A 19284-nucleotide genomic window follows, 5' to 3' on the forward strand; every position below is an offset into this window, starting at 1 on the left:
TGCGCGGAGCCCGGCTCAGGCGGCGAGCTGGGTGTTCGCGACCAGGAAGCCGCAGTCGCCGAAGGAGATCTCGTCGCCCGGCCTGACCCGGGCGGGGCCGACCAGCCGCCAGCCGTTGAGCCGGGTGCCGTTGAGCGAGCCGAGATCGACGAGCATCCACCCGCCGTCGTCCTCGCGGCGCAGCTCGGCGTGCACGCGGGAGACGGTCAGATCGGCCAGCACCAGGTCGCAGGCGGAACCGCGGCCCACGACGAAGCGGGGGCGCTCCTCGCCCGGCAGCGGCAGCTTGGGGAGCCGCGGACGGCGCCAGGCGCTCTGCAGCCGGGAGGTGAACTCGGAGATCGCGGCCACGCCCTCGGTCAGCCTGGCGCGCCAGCGACCGCGCGGCGGCAGGTCGGAGGTGAGGTCGTCGAGTTCGCCGCGGCTCCGGGCGCGCAGCGCCATGTCGACACGCCCGAGGAACGTGTCGTGGGACAACCGTCCCTCTACTGCGCGGTCGCGGAGCTCGTTGATCGCGCGATCACGATCCCCGTCGGACGCGCGAAACGGGGGAGGCGTCGAGCTCATGCTCATGAGTATCAGCCCCCGCAGGGCTCTCTGTCCAGACAGCTTGCCGAGAGCATACTGAGTATGCATACTCAGTATCCATGTCGATCAGACACGGGCTGCTCGCCCTGCTGAGCCCGGAGCCGCGGTACGGCTACCAGTTGCGCACCGAGTTCGAGGCGTCGACGGGGGCGACCTGGCCGCTCAACATCGGCCAGGTCTACACGACGCTGTCGCGGATGGAACGGGACGGACTCGTGTCCCCCGGGGAGGAGGACGACCAGGGCCGTGTCGTCTACATGATCACCGAGGCCGGTCGCGCCGAGATGGAGCGATGGTTCAGCACCCCCGTCGCCCAGGCCGACCGGCCTCGGGACGAGCTCGTCATCAAGCTGGCCATGGCCGTGACCGCGCCGGGGGTGGACGTCGGGCGGGTCGTCCAGACGCAGCGCACCGCCACGATGGCCACCCTGCAGGAGCTCACCCGGGCCAAGAGGTCCGCCGCCGGCGGCACCGCCCAGCGGCTCGTCCTCGACTCCAAGATCTTTCAGGCCGAGGCCGAGCAGCGCTGGCTCGACCACTGCGAGGCCGTGCTGGCCGCGAACACAGAAGGGGCACAGTCATGAGTGTCGTACGGCTGGCCGACGTGACCAGGACGCACGGCGAGGGACCGGCCGCCGTGACGGCGCTCTCCGGGGTGAACCTCGCGATCGAGGCCGGTGAGCTGGTCGCGGTCATGGGCCCGTCGGGATCGGGCAAGTCCACGCTGCTCAACCTCGCGGGCGGCCTGGACACGCCCACCAGTGGCACCGTCACCGTCGAGGACACCGACCTCGCCACCCTGACCGCGAAGGAACTGGCCGCGATCCGCCGCCGCCACGTCGGCTACGTCTTCCAGGAGCTCAACCTGATCCCGTCCCTCAGCGCGGTGGAGAACGTCATGCTCCCCCGCGAGCTCGACGGCGACCGCAGCGCCCGCGCCCGCGAACTGGCCATGGAGGCGCTCGGCGAGGTGGGCCTGGCGCACCTGGCCGACAGGTTCCCCGAAGAGATCTCCGGCGGCCAGCGGCAGCGCGTCGCCATCGCCCGCGCCCTGGTCGGCGAGCGCCGCCTGGTCCTCGCCGACGAGCCCACCGGCGCGCTCGACAGCCACACCGGGGACGAGATCCTCTCGCTCCTGCGGGCCAGGTGCGACGCCGGCGCGACCGTGCTGGTGGTCACGCACGAGCCGCGCTACGCGGCCTGGGCCGACCGCGTGGTCTTCCTGCGCGACGGCGAGGTCGCCGACGCGACCGTCCCGCCGGCGGTGAACGTCCGTTGAGGACCGCGCTGAGAATGTCCTGGCGCGAGCTGCGCCGCAGCAAGGGCCGCAGTGCCCTGATCGCGGCCATGATCTGCCTTCCGGTCGCGGTGATCACCGCGCTGGTCTCGCTGCTGGCCACGATCGACATCTCGCCGCAGGAGAGCCTCACCGCCGACCTGGGCGCGGCGGACGTGCGGATCACCGGAGCCGGGCGCGCCCAGGTGGTGCAGTCCCCGGCAGGTGAAAGCTGGACCCTCCACTCCGGCGGGCCGAGCCGGAAGCCGTGGGCTGGGTCCGAGGTGGCCGCGAGCCTTCCCGCAGGGAGCCGAATGCTCCCGATCAGGACCCGCGCTGAGCCCTATCGGGCGGATCGGTGGTACGCCGCGGTTTCGATCACGGAGGTCGATCTGCGTGATCCGCTGACCCGTGGCATGTACACCCTGGTCCAGGGCCGGTTGCCTGCCGCCGCAGGTGAGGTGGCCGTCTCGCCCCCGATGCTCGAACGCGGGGTGCGCGTCGGCTCGACGCTGACGGTGTCGCGGAAGAGCGTCCCCAAGCGGGTCGTCGGCGTCGTCGACCCGGGAGCCGCCGGGGGCGGTAAGTCTCTCGTCGGCTTCCCCGGCGGGCAGGCGGATAACCACCCCGAGGTCGAATGGCTGGTGGACACGCCGCGGCCGCTGCTCTGGGACGACGTGCTGGCGCTCAACGCCAAAGGACTGGCGGTCAAGTCGCGCGCTGTGATCGAGAACCCCCCGGACGTCCAGAACAGCGCGATGGTCCCGGCCAGCTACGCGGGAATCGAGGGGACGAACCTGGTGGCACTGGTCGCCATGGTCGTCAGCATGGTCATTCTGGAGGTGGTGCTGCTCGCGGGCCCGGCGTTCGCCGTGGGGCTGCGGCGCCGCCGTACCGAACTGGGGCTGATCGTGGCGCAGGGCGGCGACGCCCGGCATTTGCGCTCGATCGTGCTCGCTGACGGGCTGGTGCTCGGCGCGCTCAGCGCGCTCGCGGGCGGGGTGCTCGGGATCGCGCTCACGCCTCTCGGCCTGGCCGTCATCGGGGGGCTGCGCGACGCGCGGATGCCGTCGCTGGACGTGCCGTGGGGAGAGGTCGGCGTGGTGGTCGTGCTCGGCGCCGCGAGCGCGGTCATCGCGGCCGTGCTCCCCGCCAGGCAGGCGGCCCGGATGGACGCCGCCGCCGTGCTGGCCGGGCGGCGGGAACGCCCGCGGGTACGGCGCGGCTGGCCGATCTTCGGCGCGGTGCTGGTCGTGGCGGGCATCGCGGTCACCGTGTCCGGCATCGTGTTCGGCCTGCTCGCCCTCGTCGGCGGCACACTGCTCACCCAGCTCGGGTTCGTCGCACTCGCTCCCCGTCTCGTCGGGCTCATCACCCGGCTCACCACCCGCCTCCCCCTCCCCGTACGGCTGGCCGGTCGCGACGCGGTCCGGCACCGGGGCCGTACGGCTCCCGCCATCGCGGCGGTGATGGCCGCCACCGCGGTCGCGACGGCGGCGGGAATCGGACTGTCCAGCGGCTTCGCCGAGAACCGCCTGCGCTACCAGCCGAGCGAGGTGCCAGGCACCCTGGCGGTCCAGCGCACGGACGAATTGTCGGCGGCCGAGTGGCAGCCCATCAGGGACCTGCTGACGAGCGAGTTGCCGGGGGTGACACCGGTCGAGTACTGGGCGGCGTCACCCCGGGAGAACACTCACGTCTCCTTTGAGCGGAGTGGCCGACCGAGCCCTCTGGCCCTGCCGACGGGCGACGTCCGGCTGCTCCGCCACCTGCTCGGCCGGGCGGATCCGGCGGCGGAGGCGGCGTTCGCCGAGGGCAAGGCCGTCGTGTTCCAGTCCGGCATGGTCACCGGCGGCCAGGCGAAACTCGCCGTCGACACATATGGCGATGACGCCGAGGTGGCCACCCGCTCCGTCTCGCTGCCCGCGATCGCCGTCTCCGCCGGTCGCTGGCTTCCCGTTCAGGCCGTGCTGCCGCACGCGGCCGCCGAGAAGGCCGGGCTGAAGCCGCAGCTCGACCGGTTGCTGATCGATCCACGGGAACATCAGGTCACGGAGGCGGAGCGGACCAGGATCGACGAACAGCTCAAGACCGTCACCTACCTGGTCAGCGCGTATCTTGAGCGCGGGTTCGCGGAGGACTTCACGCTGCCGTTCGTCCTGCTGGGCGGCGCGGTCGCGTTGCTGGTCCTGGGGGCGACCTTCATGGCCACCGGGCTCGCCGCCGCCGACGCCAGGCCCGACCTGGCCGGCATGTTCGCGGTCGGCGCCCCCGCGCGGACCCGCCGGGCGTTCGTCGCGGCGCAGGCCGCGATCATCGCGGTGGCGGGAGTGGTGCTCGGCGTGCTGTCGGGCTTCGTCCCCGGCTTGGCGAGCACCTGGTCCGATGGGGGTGCGGATGGCCGTCGCTATGCCAGTTTCCTGGAGAATCCGGGTCATGCCACGCCGGTGATCGATATCCCCTGGTCGCTGCTCGCAGTGATCGTCATCGGGCTGCCGCTGCTGGCCGCCCTGGTCGCGGGCCTGCTCGCCCGTACGAAGGTGGTGCTCGCCCGGCGGGTCGCGTGATGTGCTGTTAGTTCTCATGAGATCACGGTAAGTAACCGATGTGAGCTTGTGGGAGTATGTGAGCAGCCGGAAGGATCTGATCCTCTTCGAGGCCGCGCAGCACGCCAGCATGGTGGCCCAGTGTGTGCTGGTCGCCGCCGTGCTGGGCGTGCTCGTCGGCGTGCTGAGCTACCGGCGCGCACACGTCTCCGCGCTGGCCCTCGGCATGGCGGGGGTGCTGTTCACGATCCCGTCGCTGGCCATGCTGGGTCTGCTGATCCCGCCGCTCGGCCTGGGGGTGGCCCCGAGCGTCACCGCGATCACGCTGTACGCCTTGCTGCCGATCATCCGAAACACCGTCGTCGGGCTGCGCGGCGTCGACGCCCAGCTCGTCGACGCCGCGCGGGGGATCGGCATGAGCGGCCGCCGTTCGCTGCTGCGGGTGGAGCTGCCGCTCGCCTGGCCGGTGATCCTCACCGGGATCCGGGTGGCGACCCAGCTCGCCATGGGCATCGGCGCGGTGGCCGCCTACGTCTCGGGGCCGGGGCTGGGCGAGCAGATCTTCTCCGGGCTGGCCCGGCTCGGCGGGGCGAACGCCCTGAACTCCACCCTGACGGGCACGATCGGCATCATCCTGCTCGCCCTGCTCTTCGACGCCTGCTTCGTGCTGCTGGGACGGCTCACCATCCCGGGAGGCATCCGTGCCTGAGCATGGCGGGGTTCCCATCGAGCTGCGCGGCGTCACCAAGAGGTTTCCCGGCGCCGGCGCTCCCGCGGTGGACCGCCTCGACCTGCTGATCCCGGCGGGCGAGATCGTCGTGCTGCTCGGCCCGTCTGGCTGCGGCAAGACCACCACCATGCGGATGGTCAACCGGTTGGAGGAGCCCACCTCAGGCGACATCCTGATCGACGGGCAGAACTCCCGTGATATCAACCCCAACCAGCTCAGACGGCACATCGGCTACGTCATCCAGCAGGCGGGGCTGTTCCCCCACATGACGGTCGCCAGGAACGTCGCCCAGGTGCCCAAACTGCTCGGCTGGGACTCCCGCAGGATCGCCGGCCGCGTCGACGAGCTGCTGGACCTGGTCGGGATGGACCCAGGCCTGTTTCGCGACCGCTACCCCCGCGCGTTGTCCGGCGGCCAGCAGCAGCGGGTCGGCGTGGCCCGGGCGCTCGCCGCCGACCCGCCCGTGCTGCTCATGGACGAGCCGTTCGGCGCGCTCGACCCGATCACCCGCGAACGCCTGCAGGACGAGCTGCTCCGGCTCCAGGAGGAGCTGGCCAAGACGATCGTCTTCGTCACGCACGACGTGGACGAGGCGCTGAAGATCGGCGACCGGATCGCGATGATGCAGCGCGGTTCACGGATCGTCCAGTACGCGGCGCCCGCCGAGATCCTCACCGATCCCGCCGACGACTACGTCGAGCAGTACCTCGGCGGCGAGTCGTCGATGAAGCTGCTCCGGCTGACCAAGGTGGGCGACATCCGGCTCGACCGGGTGCCGCACGCCGCCGAGGACGCCGACACCGAGCGGCTGCTCGCCGAGATCGAGGCGGGCGGCGACCAGTACGCGCTGATCGTCGACGAGGCCCGGCACCCGCTCCGCTGGGTCACCGTCGACGACCTGGCCGGCCGTACGGGGCCGGTGGGCGACCTCGGGGATCCGGTGGGGGACACGATCCTCGGCCGGATGACCTTGCAGGACGCCCTGGAGTCGCTGCTCAACGCCGACACCGACGTGGTGCCCGTGGTGGGCAGGCGGCGGGTGTACTCGGGCGTGATCTCGCTGAGCACGGTGCAGCAGGCCATCCAGGACATCAAGGCGCGGGAGCGGGAGCGCCGCAGGCGGCGGCACGACGGGCCACGCGGATGACGGTCACCACGGAGGCGATGCCGGAACCCGGGGTCGGGCGGGCGGCCGGGATGCTGGTGCCGCCGTTGTGCTACCTCGCGGTGGCCGCCGTGATGGTCGGCTACACGCAGGTGGCCCCCCTCGACAGCATCGAACAGCGCTCGCTCACCCTGGGCTTCCTCGCCCAGCGGACCCTGGAGCACATCCAGCTCGTCGCCGTCTCCACCGTGCTCGTCCTGCTCGTGGCGCTGCCGCTGGGGATCCTGCTCACCCGGCGCGCGATGCGCTGGGCCACCCCGGGCGTGCTGGCCCTGGTCAACCTGGGCCAGGCCACCCCGGCGGTGGGGCTCATCGTGCTGCTCGCGGTGATCTTCCAGATCGGTTTCTGGACGGCGATCGTGGCGTTGGTCGCCTACAGCCTGCTGCCGACGCTGCGCAACACGATGGTCGGGCTGGAGCAGGTCGATCCCGCGCTGGTCGACGCCGGACGCGGCATCGGCATGTCCGCGACGGGAGTCCTGCGGCACGTCGAGCTCCCGATGGCCGCGCCGATCATCCTGTCCGGGGTGCGGACGACGCTGGTGCTGAACGTCGGCACCGCGAGCATCGCCGCGTTCATCGGCTCGGGCGGCCTCGGTGACCTGATCACCACCGGCGTGAGCACCCAGCGCACGCTGATCCTGGTCACCGGTTGCGTGCTGATCGCGGTGCTCGCGCTGCTCATCGACTGGCTCGGCGGCGTGGCCGAACGGCTCCTCGCCCCGAAGGGACTGTCCTGAATGCGGGCCGCCCGGCGGGTGAGCGGGCGGGTGGCCGCCGCGCTGGCCGTCCTGCTCCTCGCCGCTTGCGGGCTGCACCCGGCGTCGGCGTACATCCCGCCGGTCGAGCCGGGGAGCATCCGGCCGGTGCCGTCGCTCGTGGGCAAGACCGTCCGGGTCACCTCGAAGGAGTTCAGCGAGCAGATTCTGCTCGGCAAGATCGCGGTGCTGGCGTTGACCGCCGCGGGGGCCGAGGTCGCCGATCAGACCAACGTGCAGGGCAGTGTGAACGCCCGCCGCTCGCTGACCCGCGGCGACTCCGACCTGATGTGGGAGTACACCGGCACGGCGTGGATCACCTACCTCGGCCGGGAGAACCCGATCCCGGACCCCTGGCAGCAGTACGTCGCCGTGCGCGACCTCGATCTGAGGCTCAACCACATCGTCTGGCTGCCGCCCGCGCCGTTCAACAACACCTACTCGATGGCGGTGGCGGGCGCGACGGCACGCAGGCTGGGGCTGACGAACCTCTCGGACATGGCCAAGGTGCCGGTGAGCGCCCGCACCTTCTGCGTGGACAACGAGTTCTTCAGCCGCAACGACGGCTTCATCGGCATGCTCAAGGCGTACGGCCTGACCTACGGGACCGACGTGCCCCGGTCGAACATCCGGCGGATGTCCGTCGGCGTGCTGTACGACTCCATCGCCAAGGGCGAGTGCACCTTCGGCGACGTGTCCACGACCGACGGGCGGATCGAGGCGCTCAAACTGGTGATCCTGAAGGACGACCGGAAGTTCTTCCCCAACTACAACCCGTCGGTCACGATCCGGGAGGAGGTCGTGCGGGCCCACCCGGAGATCGTCGGCATCTTCGACGCGATCAGCGCCAAGCTCACCGACAAGGTCATCCGCGGTCTGAACGCCCGGATGGACGTCGGCGGCGAGGTGCCCGCCCTGGTCGCCCGTGACTGGCTGCGTTCCGAAGGCTTCGTCAGGTGACGGACCGGGAGATCCGGATCTTCGACTGCTTGTGCGGCAGCAGCTCCCAGTCGTCCATGAACTTCGCCGCGAGGCCGTGCCTGGCCGCCAGGTCGATCAGGGTCTCGGTCCGGTAGTAGAAGTCCTCGCGCAGGACCTGGTGCTCTCGGCCCTCGGTGCGGTCGAAGGTGAAGTCGAACCAGCCACCCGGCTTCATCACCCGGCCCACGTGCGCGAAACACTCCTCGATCACGTGCAGCGGGGAGTGGGAGAAGACGCTGTGCGCGTGGACCACGTCGAAGTACTCGTCGGGCAGGAACGCGAAGCGCAGGTCCTTGACCGGGGTCAGGTGCGGGAGCTTGTTCCGCAGGCCGTACTCCACCAGGACGTCCTGCGCGGCCATGAGGATGTCGGGGGAGATGTCGATCCCGTAGTAGCCGCCGGGGTCGAGGTAGTCGATGAACATCCGGCCCGCGCGCAGGTTTCCGCAGCCGATCTCCAGCATTCGCATGTCGGGCCGCAGGCCGTGCCCGGCGAGGTAGTCGAACTGCATCCGGCCCAGCTTGACCCAGCGGGCATGCGACTTGCTGCCGACCGCCGCCTCCGGGCTGCGCCCCACGTCGGACTTCATCACCGCCCGGTAGTAACTCACGTGGTCGCGGGTGCGCAGCCGGAGCCAGGCGTCCCTGGTCAGCCGGCGCAGGTGCGGGACCACCTTGCGCGGATGGCTGATGGCGTAGCGGAGCTGGTAGAGCGGATTGGAACGGGTCATGTTACTTGGTCCACCGTTAGTCGGTATTTCATGGTCATGAAGACGGCCGAGAGGATGATGACGGCCGGGACCGCCGTCTGGCCCAGGAGCACGGCCGTCTCCGCGCTCACCGGCTGGGTCACGGGGTGCCCGGGGTCGGAGGAGAGGAAACCGCCGAGGGTGAGCACGCCGCTGAAGATGAGGGTGCCGAACGCCGCCACCGCGCTCTCGATGGCGGTCCACAGGCCGGTGAACACCCCGGCCCGCCGCCTGCCCGTCGACGCCACGTCGAGCGCGATCACGTCGGCCAGCATCGAGAACTGCAGGAGCTGCACGCCGGAGTAGCCGACCCCCACCACGAAGATGCACAGGTGGGCGTAGACCGAGCCGAACGACGGGGTGGCCACTGCCGCGGCGGTGCCGCCGAAGAACAGCAGCCCGGCGAGAATCATCGCACCGCGCTTGTCGTACCGCTTGGACAGCCGGACCCACAACGGCATGGTAAGCAGGATCGGTCCGACGAGGACCGCGAAGAGCGTGCTCGTGGCTTTGGGATTGTCTAGCGTGTAAGCCGCGAAATAGGGCGCTGCGGCCAGCATTACGCCCACGGCGAGCATCTGCGTGCTGCTCAGCGCGAGCAGCCAGAGGAACGAGGCGTTGCCCCTCGCCGCGGCGAACTGGGCGAAGAGTGACCCTTCGCCGGGTTCGGGGCTGCCGGTCATCGGCGCGCGGGCCGTACCGAAGAAGGAGCCCAGCATCGCGGCCAGCATGACGAGCGCGATCACGATGCCCATCAGTCGGTAGCTCGCGAGCGTGCCGCCGTCCCCCTCGGTGTTGACGATCGCCGGGGCGGCGATGCCGCTGATCGCGGTGGCCGCGCCGATGAAGACCATGCGCCACTGGAGGAGCGAGGTGCGCTCGTGGTAGTCGTCGGTCATCTCGGCCGGCATCGCCTTGTAGGGCACCTCGAAGAGCGAGTAGGACGTGGCGGCGACCAGGAAGCAGCAGCCGACGTAGATCGCGGCGGGGGTGCCCGTGAAGGAGGGGCCAGCGAAGGTCAGCGCGAACGCGATCGGCAGCGTGCACGCCCCGGCGAGCATCCAGGGACGGCGTGGCCCGAAGCGCGAGACGGTGCGGTCGGACCAGCGCCCGACCAGGGGGTTGATCAGGAGGTCCCAGACCTTGGGCGCGGTGATGAGCAGGCCGGCGATCCAGGCGGGCACCGCCATGACGTTGGTCATGTAGTAGAGGAGCAGCAGGCCCGGGATCGCTCCCCATGTCGCCGTGCAGAAGGATCCCACGCCGTAACCGAGGCGCACGCTCCGGGGGACCGTGGGCGAGGAACCGCCCGTCGCAGTGATCATGCAGCCATTAGAGCCCGCGGACACCGCCCTGAACAGGCCCAGCTACGCGTCACCCCGGGTACGGCAGGCCAGGTCGGCGCGGGCGGGCGCGGCCCGCCGTACAGGCGCGTACCGGCGGGCGGCGGCGACGCGGGTCCCGTTCGGTCTCTTGGGTCGCTCAGGTCGGCGCGGGGCGACGTGCGCGCCGTCCGGAAGGTCCCGAGGGGTCTTCCGGACGCGCGCCACCAGCATGTTCCGGGTCGGTGCGGGTCCTCAGTCGTCCACGTCCGCGCAGACGACGTGTGCGCCGATCTCGATCATTCGACGCTCGCTGCGTGAGTCGGCGACCCTGGCCATCAGGATCGGCGCCTCGCTCGCGGCGAGTTGCGGAAGCCGGGCGCGGACGCCCCGGTGCAGGTCGCGGACCACGTCCTCGGCGGCCGACATGTGCACCTTCACGTGCAGCATGATGCCCGGCGCGCCCGACGCGGTCCTGGCCTCCGAGATCCACACGTGGTGGACCAGCGGGTAGTCGGTGAGCAACTGGGCTATCGCCTTGCGCAGGCCGGGCAGGATCGGGTGCGCGCACCGCTGGTAGCCGGGGTCCACCTGCTGCATCGGCCCCGACAGGTGGGGCCGGGGCGCGGGGATCCACGACTGGGCGGACGGCGCGGACTGGGGAGCCGCGGGCACGGGCGGGGGGCCGTGCACGGTCGTGGTGCGGCTGACCGTGGCCATCGCGCCCGTCGCGTACGCCGTGGGGGTGGCGGCCGACATCGCCGGCGTCGAGCCCGTCCGGTTCGTACGCAGGTAGCGCTGGAGATCGTCGATCGGGATCGCCGCGGCGGCGGGGCCGGCGGCGTCGATGACGATCTCCCGGACCCCGGTGACCCGCTGGATGTCCAGGATGGTGTCCGCGGCGCAGTCGGACAGCGAGTGGCTGCCGCGGTGCCGCGTGTAGGTCTCCGGGCTGGTGTAGCCGAGCAGCACTCGATCACCGGCCTGCGTCGTGCCGAGCACGACGGAACGGTCTGGGCGCACGGCTACCAGGATTCCCCCTTCGGCGAGTGTCGCCAGAAGTCGGTGTGGGCTGCCGTGCTGCGCGAGCACATCTCCGAGAGCGGGGTTCCCGATGCTCATATGACGAACGATAGGTAGTGAACCACGGCTTATCAGGTTAATCGTGAATATTCGGTGCGATCAATACCAACATAGAGGCTCCATGGATGGATTGCAGCGGGAGTGGGTAACCCCACAGATCCTACGTCGTGCGTCTCGGATCGCGGACACTCGTGAATACGTTCACAAGCGCGGATAGACTGCGTGAGGTCCAAAACCCGCCATCTCGAAGGATCCACCCGTGAACAAGCCCGTTGTCCTTGTCGCCGAGGAGCTCTCCGAGGCCGGTCTCGCCGTGCTCGGGGCGGACTTCGAGGTCCGCCACACCGACGGAGCCGACCGCTCCAAACTTCTGCCCGCTCTCGCCGAGGCCGACGCGCTGATCGTGCGCAGCGCCACCCAGGTCGACTCGGAGGCCCTCGCCCACGCCGGCCGGCTCCGCGTCGTCGCCAGGGCCGGCGTCGGCCTCGACAACGTCGACGTCGAGGCCGCCACCAAGGCCGGCGTGATGGTCGTCAACGCGCCCACCTCCAACATCACCAGCGCCGCCGAGCACACGGTCGCGCTCATCCTCGCCAGTGCGCGCAACGTCGCCCAGGGCCACGGCGCGCTCAAGGCCGGCGAGTGGAAGCGGTCGAAGTACACCGGGGTCGAGCTCGACGAGAAGGTCGTCGGCATCCTCGGCCTCGGCCGCATCGGGCAGCTGGTCGCCCAGCGCCTGCAGCCCTTCGGCGTCGAGCTGATCGCCTACGACCCCTTCCTCCAGCCGGCCCGCGCCGCCCAGATGGGCGTCCGCCTCGCCTCCCTGGAGGAGGTCCTGGAGCAGGCCGACTTCATCACCGTGCACCTGCCCAAGTCGAAGGAGACCATCGGTCTCATCGGCGACAAGGAACTGCACACCGTGAAGCCCTCGGTGCGGATCATCAACGTCGCCCGTGGCGGCATCGTCGACGAGGCCGCGCTCTACACGGCCGTCAAGGAAGGCCGGGTGGCCGGCGCCGGCATCGACGTCTTCGCCAAGGAGCCGTGCACCGACAGCCCGCTGTTCGAGCTGGACCAGGTCGTCGTCACCCCGCACCTCGGCGCCTCCACCCACGAGGCCCAGGAGAAGGCGGGCACCCAGGTCGCGCGCAGCGTCAAGCTCGCGCTCGCCGGCGAGTTCGTGCCCGACGCGGTCAACGTCCAGGGCGGCGTCGTCGCCGAGGACGTCAAGCCCGGCCTGCCGCTCGCCGAGAAGCTCGGCCGCGTGTTCACCGCCCTCGCCCGCGAGACCGCCACCAAGCTCGACATCGAGGTCCGCGGCGAGATCGCGTCCCAGGACGTCCGCGTGCTGGAGCTCGCCGCGCTCAAGGGCATCTTCACCGACGTGGTCGAGGAGACGGTGACCTACGTCAACGCTCCGCTGCTCGCCAAGGACCGCGGCGTCTCCGTCGAGCTGGTCACCAGCTCGGAGAGCCCCGACTGGCGCAACGTGGTGACTGTGCGCGGCGTGCTCGCCGACGGCCGCAACGTCTCCGTCTCCGGCACCCTGTCCGGTCCCCGGCAGATCATGAAGATCGTCGAAGTCAACGGCTACACGATGGAGATCGTGCCGACCGAGCACCTCGCCTTCTTCGCCTACTCCGACCGTCCCGGCATCGTCGGCATGGTCGGCCGCCTGCTCGGCGACCACTCCGTCAACATCGCCTCCATGCAGGTGGCTCGCGACGAGAAGGGCGGTCGCGCGCTCATCGCCCTGACCGTCGACTCCGCCATCCCCGACGTCGTCGTCGACCAGATCGTCACCGAGATCGGCGCCGACAGCGGCCGGACCGTGGACCTGACCGACTAGTTCCGTACTGCGCGGCCGGGCTGTGCACTCGGGGGAGTTCGACGCGTTCCGCGCCTGAGCGGGTGTGGGTTCCGCTGCGCTGGGTGGTCTCGGACAGCCGTGCGGCTTGGTGGAGGTTCGGGTGGGCGGTCCGCTTGTCGTGGGGTTGAGCGCCCGGCCACGTCGTGGCCGGGCGGGTGGTCCGGGCGTCTGACAGATCGGTCCTGTCGCCGGGCCACGGGCTTCGTGCGACCGTTCCCGGCGATGGCCGGGTCTACCGGTGGCCGGAGACGGCGATGCTGACCAGGTTGCGGCCGCGCACGCCGTACAGGAGCCGGCCGCCCGGGTCGAGGGCGAGTTTGGGCTCGCCGCCGAACCATTCGCCGGCGAGTCCGTCGGCGATCTTCGTGACGGCGAGCCGTACGAGGTCGATCTTGTAGATGGCGTTGCCGTCCGTGGTGTAGGCGACGAGGCCGCGCAGGAGGAGATCGCTGCCCCGGGCGCTCACCCGCACGGTCCTGGTCACCTTGTGGCTGCGCGGGTCGTACTCGAACAGGACGCCGGTGTTGGTGATGCCGTAGAGCGCCAGCGGCCCGTGGGCCAGGCCGAGCACCACCTTCGCGCCGGGAACGGGTTCGAGCTCCCACAGCAGCTTGCGGGTGCGCAGGTCGAAGGCGGCCAGGCGGGCGGTGCTGGTGACCGGCGGCAGGCCGAGCCCTTCCTGGATGTTCGTGCCGAGGTAGGCGATGCCCGCCCGGCACGTGGCGGCGTAGAGGCTCTGCCGTTCGACGATGGGCCGGTAGGTCGTCATCTTCTTCGTGCGCGGGTCGTAGAGCGACAGTGCGCCGTTGATCTGGCCGGGCTCCGGCTGGGTGGTCATCGCGATCAGGCCGGTCCGCTTGTCGTGGGCGAGCGCGCGCGGCCGGTCCTGCTGATTGCCGACTCCGGCCAGCAGCTTGGCCTCGGGGTCGCCGGCCTGGTGGGAGTAGAGCAGGCCCTGGGTGTAGACGCCGAGGTAGGTGGTGTCCCGCAGGGTCAGCGCGGTCTTCGGCTCGCCGGGGATGCCGAGCCGGGAGCGGGTCCCCGCGGCGATGTCGTGGATGTCCGCGCCGCTCTTGCCGCCGACATAGACGCGCCGGCCGTCGGAGTGCACGGACATCGGCTGCTCGGGGGCCGCCTTGAAGCCGCGCTGCACCAGGTTGACGAAGTCGAGCTCGCCGGTGGCGGGGTCGTAGACGAGGATTCCGGCGTCCTGGACGCCGTAGACGCGCCCGTCATGGACCAGCAGCCGATGGGTGGCGGCCTCCGGCACGGCCACCCCCAGATTCTCGATCTCGCCGCCGGACAGCGCGATCCGGTAGAGGGTGCCGGAGGGCCGTCCGGCGAAGTACACGTACTCGTCATGGATGACGACGGAGGTGAGGTACTTGTCGCCGGTCGTGATGATCCGGTGGTCGGCGGGGTCGTCCTTGGCGATCACCAGGAGCTCGCCCTTGGAGGTGATGCCGCACGCGAGGTGGGTGCCGGAGATGGCCATGCTCCCCACCATGTCGCGGCCGGCCAGGGCGGCGGGCAGGATCTCCCGCTTCTCGCCGGTCGCCCGGTCGATCGCCACCAGGTGGGCGTGCGCGCCGACGCCCGCGTAGACGGTGGTCTCGTCGGCGGCGAGGCTGCGCACGTACGCCTCGCCGGGCGTCGGCTGGCCCAGATCGCGGCTCGTGCCGGTGGCCGGGTCGTACTCCACGATCCGGCCCGGCTCGGACATGCCGAGAAAGACCTTGCCGTCGGGGGAGGCGGCCACGTTCCAGATGAAGTGATCCGGATACTCGCCGACCTTGGTGACCGTCGCGGTGATGGTGTCGAGTTTGTAGAGGTCGGAGCGGGAGTGGGTGCCCACGTAGACGTCGGTGCCGACGGCGCACATCGCCCAGACGCCGATGCCGGTGGCGATGTCGAAGTGCGCGGTCACCGTGTCCTTCGCCAGGTCGTAGGCGCCGACCACGTTCGGGGACAGGCCCCTGGTGCCCGCGTACAGCACGCCGCCGACGAACTCGCCGTTGCCGAGCGGAGTGGTGACGCTGGCCGGGCCGAGGTCGGTGATCGTGCCCTCGGGTGACCCTTCGGCGTGGGCGACGGCGGGCAGGGCGCCGGCGGCTGCCGCCCCGCCGGTGGCGACGGCGGCGAGCTGGAGGAAGTGACGGCGGGGGATCAAGGGGGCTCCTAGGGGCGTTCGGGGTGGCTTCGCGTGCGATCGGCTCGCCGGTCGGCCTGGCCCGGGACGCCGGAGTTGATCGTGTGGATACCGGTCGTGACCATAATCCCCCCGCCGCGAAAACTACAAGGCTTGACAGCCGATGCTCATCAATTTACGGTCTGGGCCATAATTGAGCAAGATTGCGCAGCGCGGCCTTCGGCGGCGGTGCGCCTCCGGGAGGTACGGCATGCCAAGATCTCGCCTTTCCCGTCTGGCCCTCCTCGCCGGGTTACTCCCGGCCCTACTCCTACCGATCCCTGCCACGGCCGACGCGACGGTCGGCCCGGCGTCTGCGGCCGATACGACCGCCGGCGTGCCGGCCGGGGCTGACCTGCCGGTCGGCCGGCCGTACCTGGAAGCAGGGGCGGTGCAGGACTGCGCGGCCCCTCGGGTGCAGCGGTTCGGCGAGGCGTCGGTCACCGGGGCCATCGTCGGCGCCGCCGTACACGAGGGGCGCGGGTACGTGGTGACGCGCGGTATCAAGCCGCCGGTGCTCGCGGAGATCGACCTGGCCACCCGCAAGGTCGTCCGCAGCGTGCGGTTGCCGGACGGCCCGGCCGCCGGTGCCGCCGAGGGCGGGTGGGCCACGGTCGTGTCCGGCGGGAAGGTCTACGTCGGCACCTACCCGGTGCCCGATCTCTACCGGTTCGATCCGGCGACCGGGGAGGTGGAGCACCTGCGTTCGTTCGGCCGGGAGGGCGGGTTCATCTGGAGCCTCGCCGCCTCTCCCGACGGCACCATCTACGCGGGGACCTACCCCGACGGCAAGGTCTGGGAGTACGTCCCGGAAACCGGCGCGGTGCGTGGCATGGGGCCGTTCGTGCCCGGTGAGCGTTATGTGCGGGCAATCGGGGCCGACGACGACAACGTCTACGCCGGGCTGCTCGACAAGGGCAAACTGCTGGCGATCGACCGTGCCGACGGTACGGCCCGCGAGCTGGCGACCGGCTCCACCGGTTTCGGGGCGATCGCCGACCACGGCGACCGCGTCCTGGGCACGAGCGGGGCCGTACTCGTGGACATCCGCAAGGACGGGACGGACAAGAGAACCGTCTCCCTCGACTCCGGCAGTCTGGACGGGCTCGTCGTCGCCGCCGACGGCACGGTCTACGCCTCGGCGCGGCCGGACGGCGCGATCTACCGCTACCGCACCGGCGACGACACGCTCACCAGGGTCGGCGATCCGCCCTCGCCCGGCGACGAGACCCGCAGGATGGTGCTGAACGGCGACGGCACGCTGCTCGGCTTCTCGGGCAGCGGCGGCATGTGGACCATGGACCTGAGCACCGGCGAGTCGGAGTTCACCGACCTGATCGACGCCGGGATCCCCACCGGGGCGGAGCGCCCCCAGTCGCTCCTGCTGGATCCGGGCAAGGCGGTGTACGTCGCGGGCCACTACGCCATCGAGGTCCGTGACCTGCGGTCGGGGGAGAAGCGCAGGATCCGGGTGTCCGGCGAGCCGAAGGTGATGGTGCGCAGGGGCGGCAAGATCTACGCGGCCATATACCCGAGCGGCGAGATCATCGAACTCGACCGGCGCACCGACGCGATCCGCAGCCTCGGCTTCCTCGGCCACGGCCAGCAGCGCCCCTGGGACCTGGAGTACGACCCGCGGACCGACAAGCTGCTGGTCGCCTCGGCCCCGCTGGGCCCGAAGCTCAAGGGCGCGCTGACCCTGGTGGACCCCGACACCGGCGCGATGGACACCTACCTCGACGTGATCCCGGACCAGAGCCTGATGACCCTCTCGCTCGACGAACCGCGCGGCATCGTCTACCTGGGCGGCGACGTGCTGGGCGGCGGCGGCGTCCCGCCCGTCGGCACGGCCGCCTCCGTGGCCGCCTTCGACTTGCAGACGCGCAAGGTGCTCTGGCGGACCGACCCGGTGCCCGGCTACCGCACCTTCCAGGACCTCAAGGTGCACGACGGCCTCCTCTACGGCGTCTACAAACGCAACGCGAGCTGGTTCGTGATGGACCTCGCCACCCGCGCCGTGCTCCGTAAAGGCCCGCTCACCGGGTACGGCGAGCTGCACGTCCACCGCGGGAACGTGTTCGCCGCGACCTTCTTCGGCGGCGGCAACATCCACCGCCTCGGCCCCGGGCTCGACGAGCCCCAGCTGATCGCGACCGGCCTCGGCGACGACTGGTACACCAACCCGCAACTCGCCTTCGAGCCCGGCTCCTGGTGGGCGTGGGGGCTGGTCGGCAGGGACCTCGCCCGGCTCTGGCTCGACCCGAGTTGCCCGCCTCTGACACCCTGAGCGCCGTCGGTGGCGAGGCCGATCATGCTCGGCCTCGCCACCTGTCCGGCCTTCGAAGACCGCTGACGTCGCCCGGTCCACGCCATGTACGGCCGGCCGGGCGTCTCGCCATGTGAGATGTTCTGACGTCCAACGAGACGGATCTGATATGCCGGGGTACCCTGGCTGGAAATACGGCAGGTGTTCCCCTTGATCGCCTGCGGCGACGGGGCCTGACCAGGGCAGGCCGGCGACCCGTCGTGGAGTGCGCGTCCGCCGGCCGTCGGTTCTCGCCCGGAGTCCGTGACCCGGATCTCCGGCAGCAGTACCGGCTGCGGATTCCCGACCGGATCCGGCTCTCCTTCGCCCGTCTTTTCGCGTGTGCCAGCCGTACGCGCCTATCGAGAACGAGATGTGCCCATGTACGAGATGTATCCCTGGAACCGTTTCGACGATGAGAACGAAGAGGCCGTGGACGCCGTTCAGTTCGCACTGGACCGTCGCGACAACGGTGGTTCGCCCGCTCGTTAGCGGTTGGTCGCCTCGCGTCCGCTGGATGTTGGGGTTGTCCCGAATTGTGAGATGGGTGTTCGACACCCGAGACGGGCCGGTAGGGTGGGCCCATGGAGTCACGTAGTGTCCGGCTGGCCGTCATCCCCGGAGACGGGATCGGGGCCGAGGTCGTCGATGAGGGTCTCAAGGTGCTTGAGGCGGTCGGGTCCAAGGTGGAGTCGACCACCTATGACCTTGGCGCCAAGCGCTATCACGCCACCGGGGAGACGCTCCCCGACGCGGTGCTGGCGGAGTTGCGGGAGTACGACGCGATCCTGCTGGGCGCCGTGGGCGACCCGAGTGTGCCGCCGGGGGTGCTGGAGCGTGAACTGCTGCTGCGGCTGCGGTTCGAACTCGACCACTATGTCAACCTGCGCCCGGTGAAGCTGTACCCCGGTGTGGCGACGCCGCTGGGGCAGGCCGGGCCCGACGACATCGACATGATCGTGGTCCGCGAGGGCACCGAGGGTCCGTACGCCGGGGCCGGCGGCACGATGCGTCGCGGCACGCCGTACGAGATCGCCACGCAGGAATCCCTCAACACGGCCTTCGGCGTGGAACGGGTGGTGCGCTACGCGTTCGAGAAGGCGCGCGGGCGCAGCAGGAAGAAGCTCACCCTGGTCCACAAGACCAACGTGCTCACCTACGCCGGTGACCTGTGGGCCCGCACGACGGAGCGGGTCGCGGCGGAGTTCCCCGAGGTCACCACCGACTACTGCCATGTCGACGCGGCCTCCATGTTCTTCGTGAACCAGCCTGAGCGCTTCGACGTGATCGTCACCGACAACCTGTTCGGCGACATCCTCACCGACATCGGCGCGGCCATCGCCGGCGGCATCGGCCTCGCCGCCAGCGGCAACATCAATCCTGACCGCACCGCGCCCAGCATGTTCGAGCCCGTCCACGGCAGCGCGCCCGACATCGCGGGTCAGGGCAAGGCCGACCCGACCGCCACGATCCTCTCGGTCGCCATGCTCCTCGACCACCTCGGGCGCGGCGACGCGGCCGCCAGGGTCGAGCAGGCCGTGGCCGACGACCTGATCGAGCGCGGCGGCAAGCCCGCGCGCGACACCCGCCAGATCGGCGACGACATCACCGCCCGAGTAGCCGGCTAGGGCGGGCCACCTACGTCTCACGCGCATGGCGGCCCCGCGAGGGCCGCCATGCGCGTTTTCGTATGCCCGCGCCTGCCGGTTGTCTCACTTGATGCA

Annotated in this window: 15 protein-coding genes; 10 read left to right on the forward strand and 5 right to left on the reverse strand. The window is 70.7% G+C overall.

Going from position 1 to position 19284, the window contains the following annotated elements; all coding sequences use genetic code 11:
* Nucleotides 1–15: 15 nt before the first annotated feature.
* Complete coding sequence (locus tag MBA17_RS14280; RefSeq protein WP_238496918.1) at nt 16–567, reverse strand: FHA domain-containing protein; 552 nt, start codon at nt 565–567, stop codon at nt 16–18.
* Between the two features lie 80 nt (nt 568–647).
* Between MBA17_RS14280 and MBA17_RS14285 the strand changes: the two genes are divergently transcribed.
* The 7 genes from MBA17_RS14285 to MBA17_RS14315 are packed head-to-tail and all read left to right on the forward strand — an operon-like array spanning nt 648 to nt 8023.
* Entirely contained in the window at nt 648–1172 is a 525-nt protein-coding gene (locus MBA17_RS14285; RefSeq protein WP_238496919.1) for a PadR family transcriptional regulator, read from the forward strand.
* Nucleotides 1169–1867: an ABC transporter ATP-binding protein gene (locus MBA17_RS14290; RefSeq protein ID WP_238496920.1), complete on the forward strand. Its 699-nt coding sequence runs from the start codon at nt 1169–1171 to the stop codon at nt 1865–1867. The genes MBA17_RS14285 and MBA17_RS14290 overlap by 4 nt, the downstream gene beginning before the upstream one ends.
* Before the next feature lie 14 nt (nt 1868–1881).
* Nucleotides 1882–4431, forward strand: a complete 2550-nt coding sequence (locus tag MBA17_RS14295; protein ID WP_238496921.1) for an ABC transporter permease — start codon at nt 1882–1884, stop codon at nt 4429–4431.
* A gap of 58 nt (nt 4432–4489) precedes the next feature.
* Complete coding sequence (locus tag MBA17_RS14300; protein WP_455432763.1) at nt 4490–5119, forward strand: ABC transporter permease; 630 nt, start codon at nt 4490–4492, stop codon at nt 5117–5119.
* Nucleotides 5112–6287 (forward strand): ABC transporter ATP-binding protein, encoded by a 1176-nt coding sequence (locus MBA17_RS14305; RefSeq protein WP_238496923.1) that lies wholly within the window; start codon nt 5112–5114, stop codon nt 6285–6287. Before MBA17_RS14300 ends, MBA17_RS14305 begins: the two co-directional genes overlap by 8 nt.
* Nucleotides 6284–7045, forward strand: a complete 762-nt coding sequence (locus tag MBA17_RS14310; protein ID WP_238496924.1) for an ABC transporter permease — start codon at nt 6284–6286, stop codon at nt 7043–7045. The genes MBA17_RS14305 and MBA17_RS14310 overlap by 4 nt, the downstream gene beginning before the upstream one ends.
* Nucleotides 7046–8023, forward strand: coding sequence for a glycine betaine ABC transporter substrate-binding protein (locus MBA17_RS14315; RefSeq protein WP_238496925.1), 978 nt, complete (start codon nt 7046–7048; stop codon nt 8021–8023).
* Here MBA17_RS14315 and MBA17_RS14320 read toward each other — a convergent pair.
* From MBA17_RS14320 to MBA17_RS14330, 3 genes are all read right to left on the reverse strand, one after another.
* On the reverse strand, nt 8016–8774 hold the full coding sequence (locus tag MBA17_RS14320; protein WP_238496926.1) for a class I SAM-dependent methyltransferase: 759 nt from the start codon (nt 8772–8774) through the stop codon (nt 8016–8018). The genes MBA17_RS14315 and MBA17_RS14320 overlap by 8 nt on opposite strands.
* On the reverse strand, nt 8771–10117 hold the full coding sequence (locus MBA17_RS14325) for an MFS transporter (RefSeq protein WP_238496927.1): 1347 nt from the start codon (nt 10115–10117) through the stop codon (nt 8771–8773). Before MBA17_RS14325 ends, MBA17_RS14320 begins: the two co-directional genes overlap by 4 nt.
* Nucleotides 10118–10369: 252 nt before the next feature.
* Nucleotides 10370–11236, reverse strand: a complete 867-nt coding sequence (locus MBA17_RS14330; protein WP_238496928.1) for a hypothetical protein — start codon at nt 11234–11236, stop codon at nt 10370–10372.
* A gap of 220 nt (nt 11237–11456) precedes the next feature.
* On the opposite strand from MBA17_RS14330, the gene serA reads away from it, so the two are divergent.
* Nucleotides 11457–13046 carry a phosphoglycerate dehydrogenase gene (serA, locus tag MBA17_RS14335; RefSeq protein ID WP_238496929.1) on the forward strand — a complete coding sequence of 530 codons (1590 nt, stop codon included), beginning with the start codon at nt 11457–11459 and terminating at the stop codon, nt 13044–13046.
* A gap of 253 nt (nt 13047–13299) precedes the next feature.
* Here serA and MBA17_RS14340 read toward each other — a convergent pair whose 3' ends face one another.
* The gene (locus MBA17_RS14340; RefSeq protein WP_238496930.1) at nt 13300–15237 is read right to left on the reverse strand and encodes a PQQ-binding-like beta-propeller repeat protein; all 1938 of its coding nucleotides are present in this window, start codon (nt 15235–15237) and stop codon (nt 13300–13302) included.
* Nucleotides 15238–15592: 355 nt separating this feature from the next.
* Here MBA17_RS14340 and MBA17_RS14345 point away from each other — a divergent pair, with 355 nt between their 5' ends.
* Together MBA17_RS14345 and MBA17_RS14350 are read left to right on the forward strand one after the other, a co-directional pair.
* The gene (locus MBA17_RS14345) at nt 15593–17542 is read left to right on the forward strand and encodes a PQQ-binding-like beta-propeller repeat protein (protein ID WP_238496931.1); all 1950 of its coding nucleotides are present in this window, start codon (nt 15593–15595) and stop codon (nt 17540–17542) included.
* A gap of 602 nt (nt 17543–18144) precedes the next feature.
* Nucleotides 18145–19188 (forward strand): 3-isopropylmalate dehydrogenase, encoded by a 1044-nt coding sequence (locus MBA17_RS14350; protein WP_238496932.1) that lies wholly within the window; start codon nt 18145–18147, stop codon nt 19186–19188.
* Nucleotides 19189–19284 lie beyond the last annotated feature (96 nt).

Origin of the sequence: Dolomitihabitans soli (assembly GCF_022213955.1) — a bacterium.
Taxonomy (GTDB): domain Bacteria; phylum Actinomycetota; class Actinomycetes; order Streptosporangiales; family Streptosporangiaceae; genus Streptosporangium_A; species Streptosporangium_A soli.

Coding starts and splice junctions, on each gene's coding strand:
- MBA17_RS14280 (WP_238496918.1), bottom strand. CDS start 567: ATGAGCTCGACGCCTCCCCCGTTTCGCGCGTCCGACGGGGATCGTGAT.
- MBA17_RS14285 (WP_238496919.1), top strand. CDS start 648: ATGTCGATCAGACACGGGCTGCTCGCCCTGCTGAGCCCGGAGCCGCGG.
- MBA17_RS14315 (WP_238496925.1), top strand. CDS start 7,046: ATGCGGGCCGCCCGGCGGGTGAGCGGGCGGGTGGCCGCCGCGCTGGCC.
- MBA17_RS14290 (WP_238496920.1), top strand. CDS start 1,169: ATGAGTGTCGTACGGCTGGCCGACGTGACCAGGACGCACGGCGAGGGA.
- MBA17_RS14325 (WP_238496927.1), bottom strand. CDS start 10,117: ATGATCACTGCGACGGGCGGTTCCTCGCCCACGGTCCCCCGGAGCGTG.
- MBA17_RS14310 (WP_238496924.1), top strand. CDS start 6,284: ATGACGGTCACCACGGAGGCGATGCCGGAACCCGGGGTCGGGCGGGCG.
- MBA17_RS14350 (WP_238496932.1), top strand. CDS start 18,145: ATGGAGTCACGTAGTGTCCGGCTGGCCGTCATCCCCGGAGACGGGATC.
- MBA17_RS14330 (WP_238496928.1), bottom strand. CDS start 11,236: ATGAGCATCGGGAACCCCGCTCTCGGAGATGTGCTCGCGCAGCACGGC.
- MBA17_RS14295 (WP_238496921.1), top strand. CDS start 1,882: ATGTCCTGGCGCGAGCTGCGCCGCAGCAAGGGCCGCAGTGCCCTGATC.
- MBA17_RS14320 (WP_238496926.1), bottom strand. CDS start 8,774: ATGACCCGTTCCAATCCGCTCTACCAGCTCCGCTACGCCATCAGCCAT.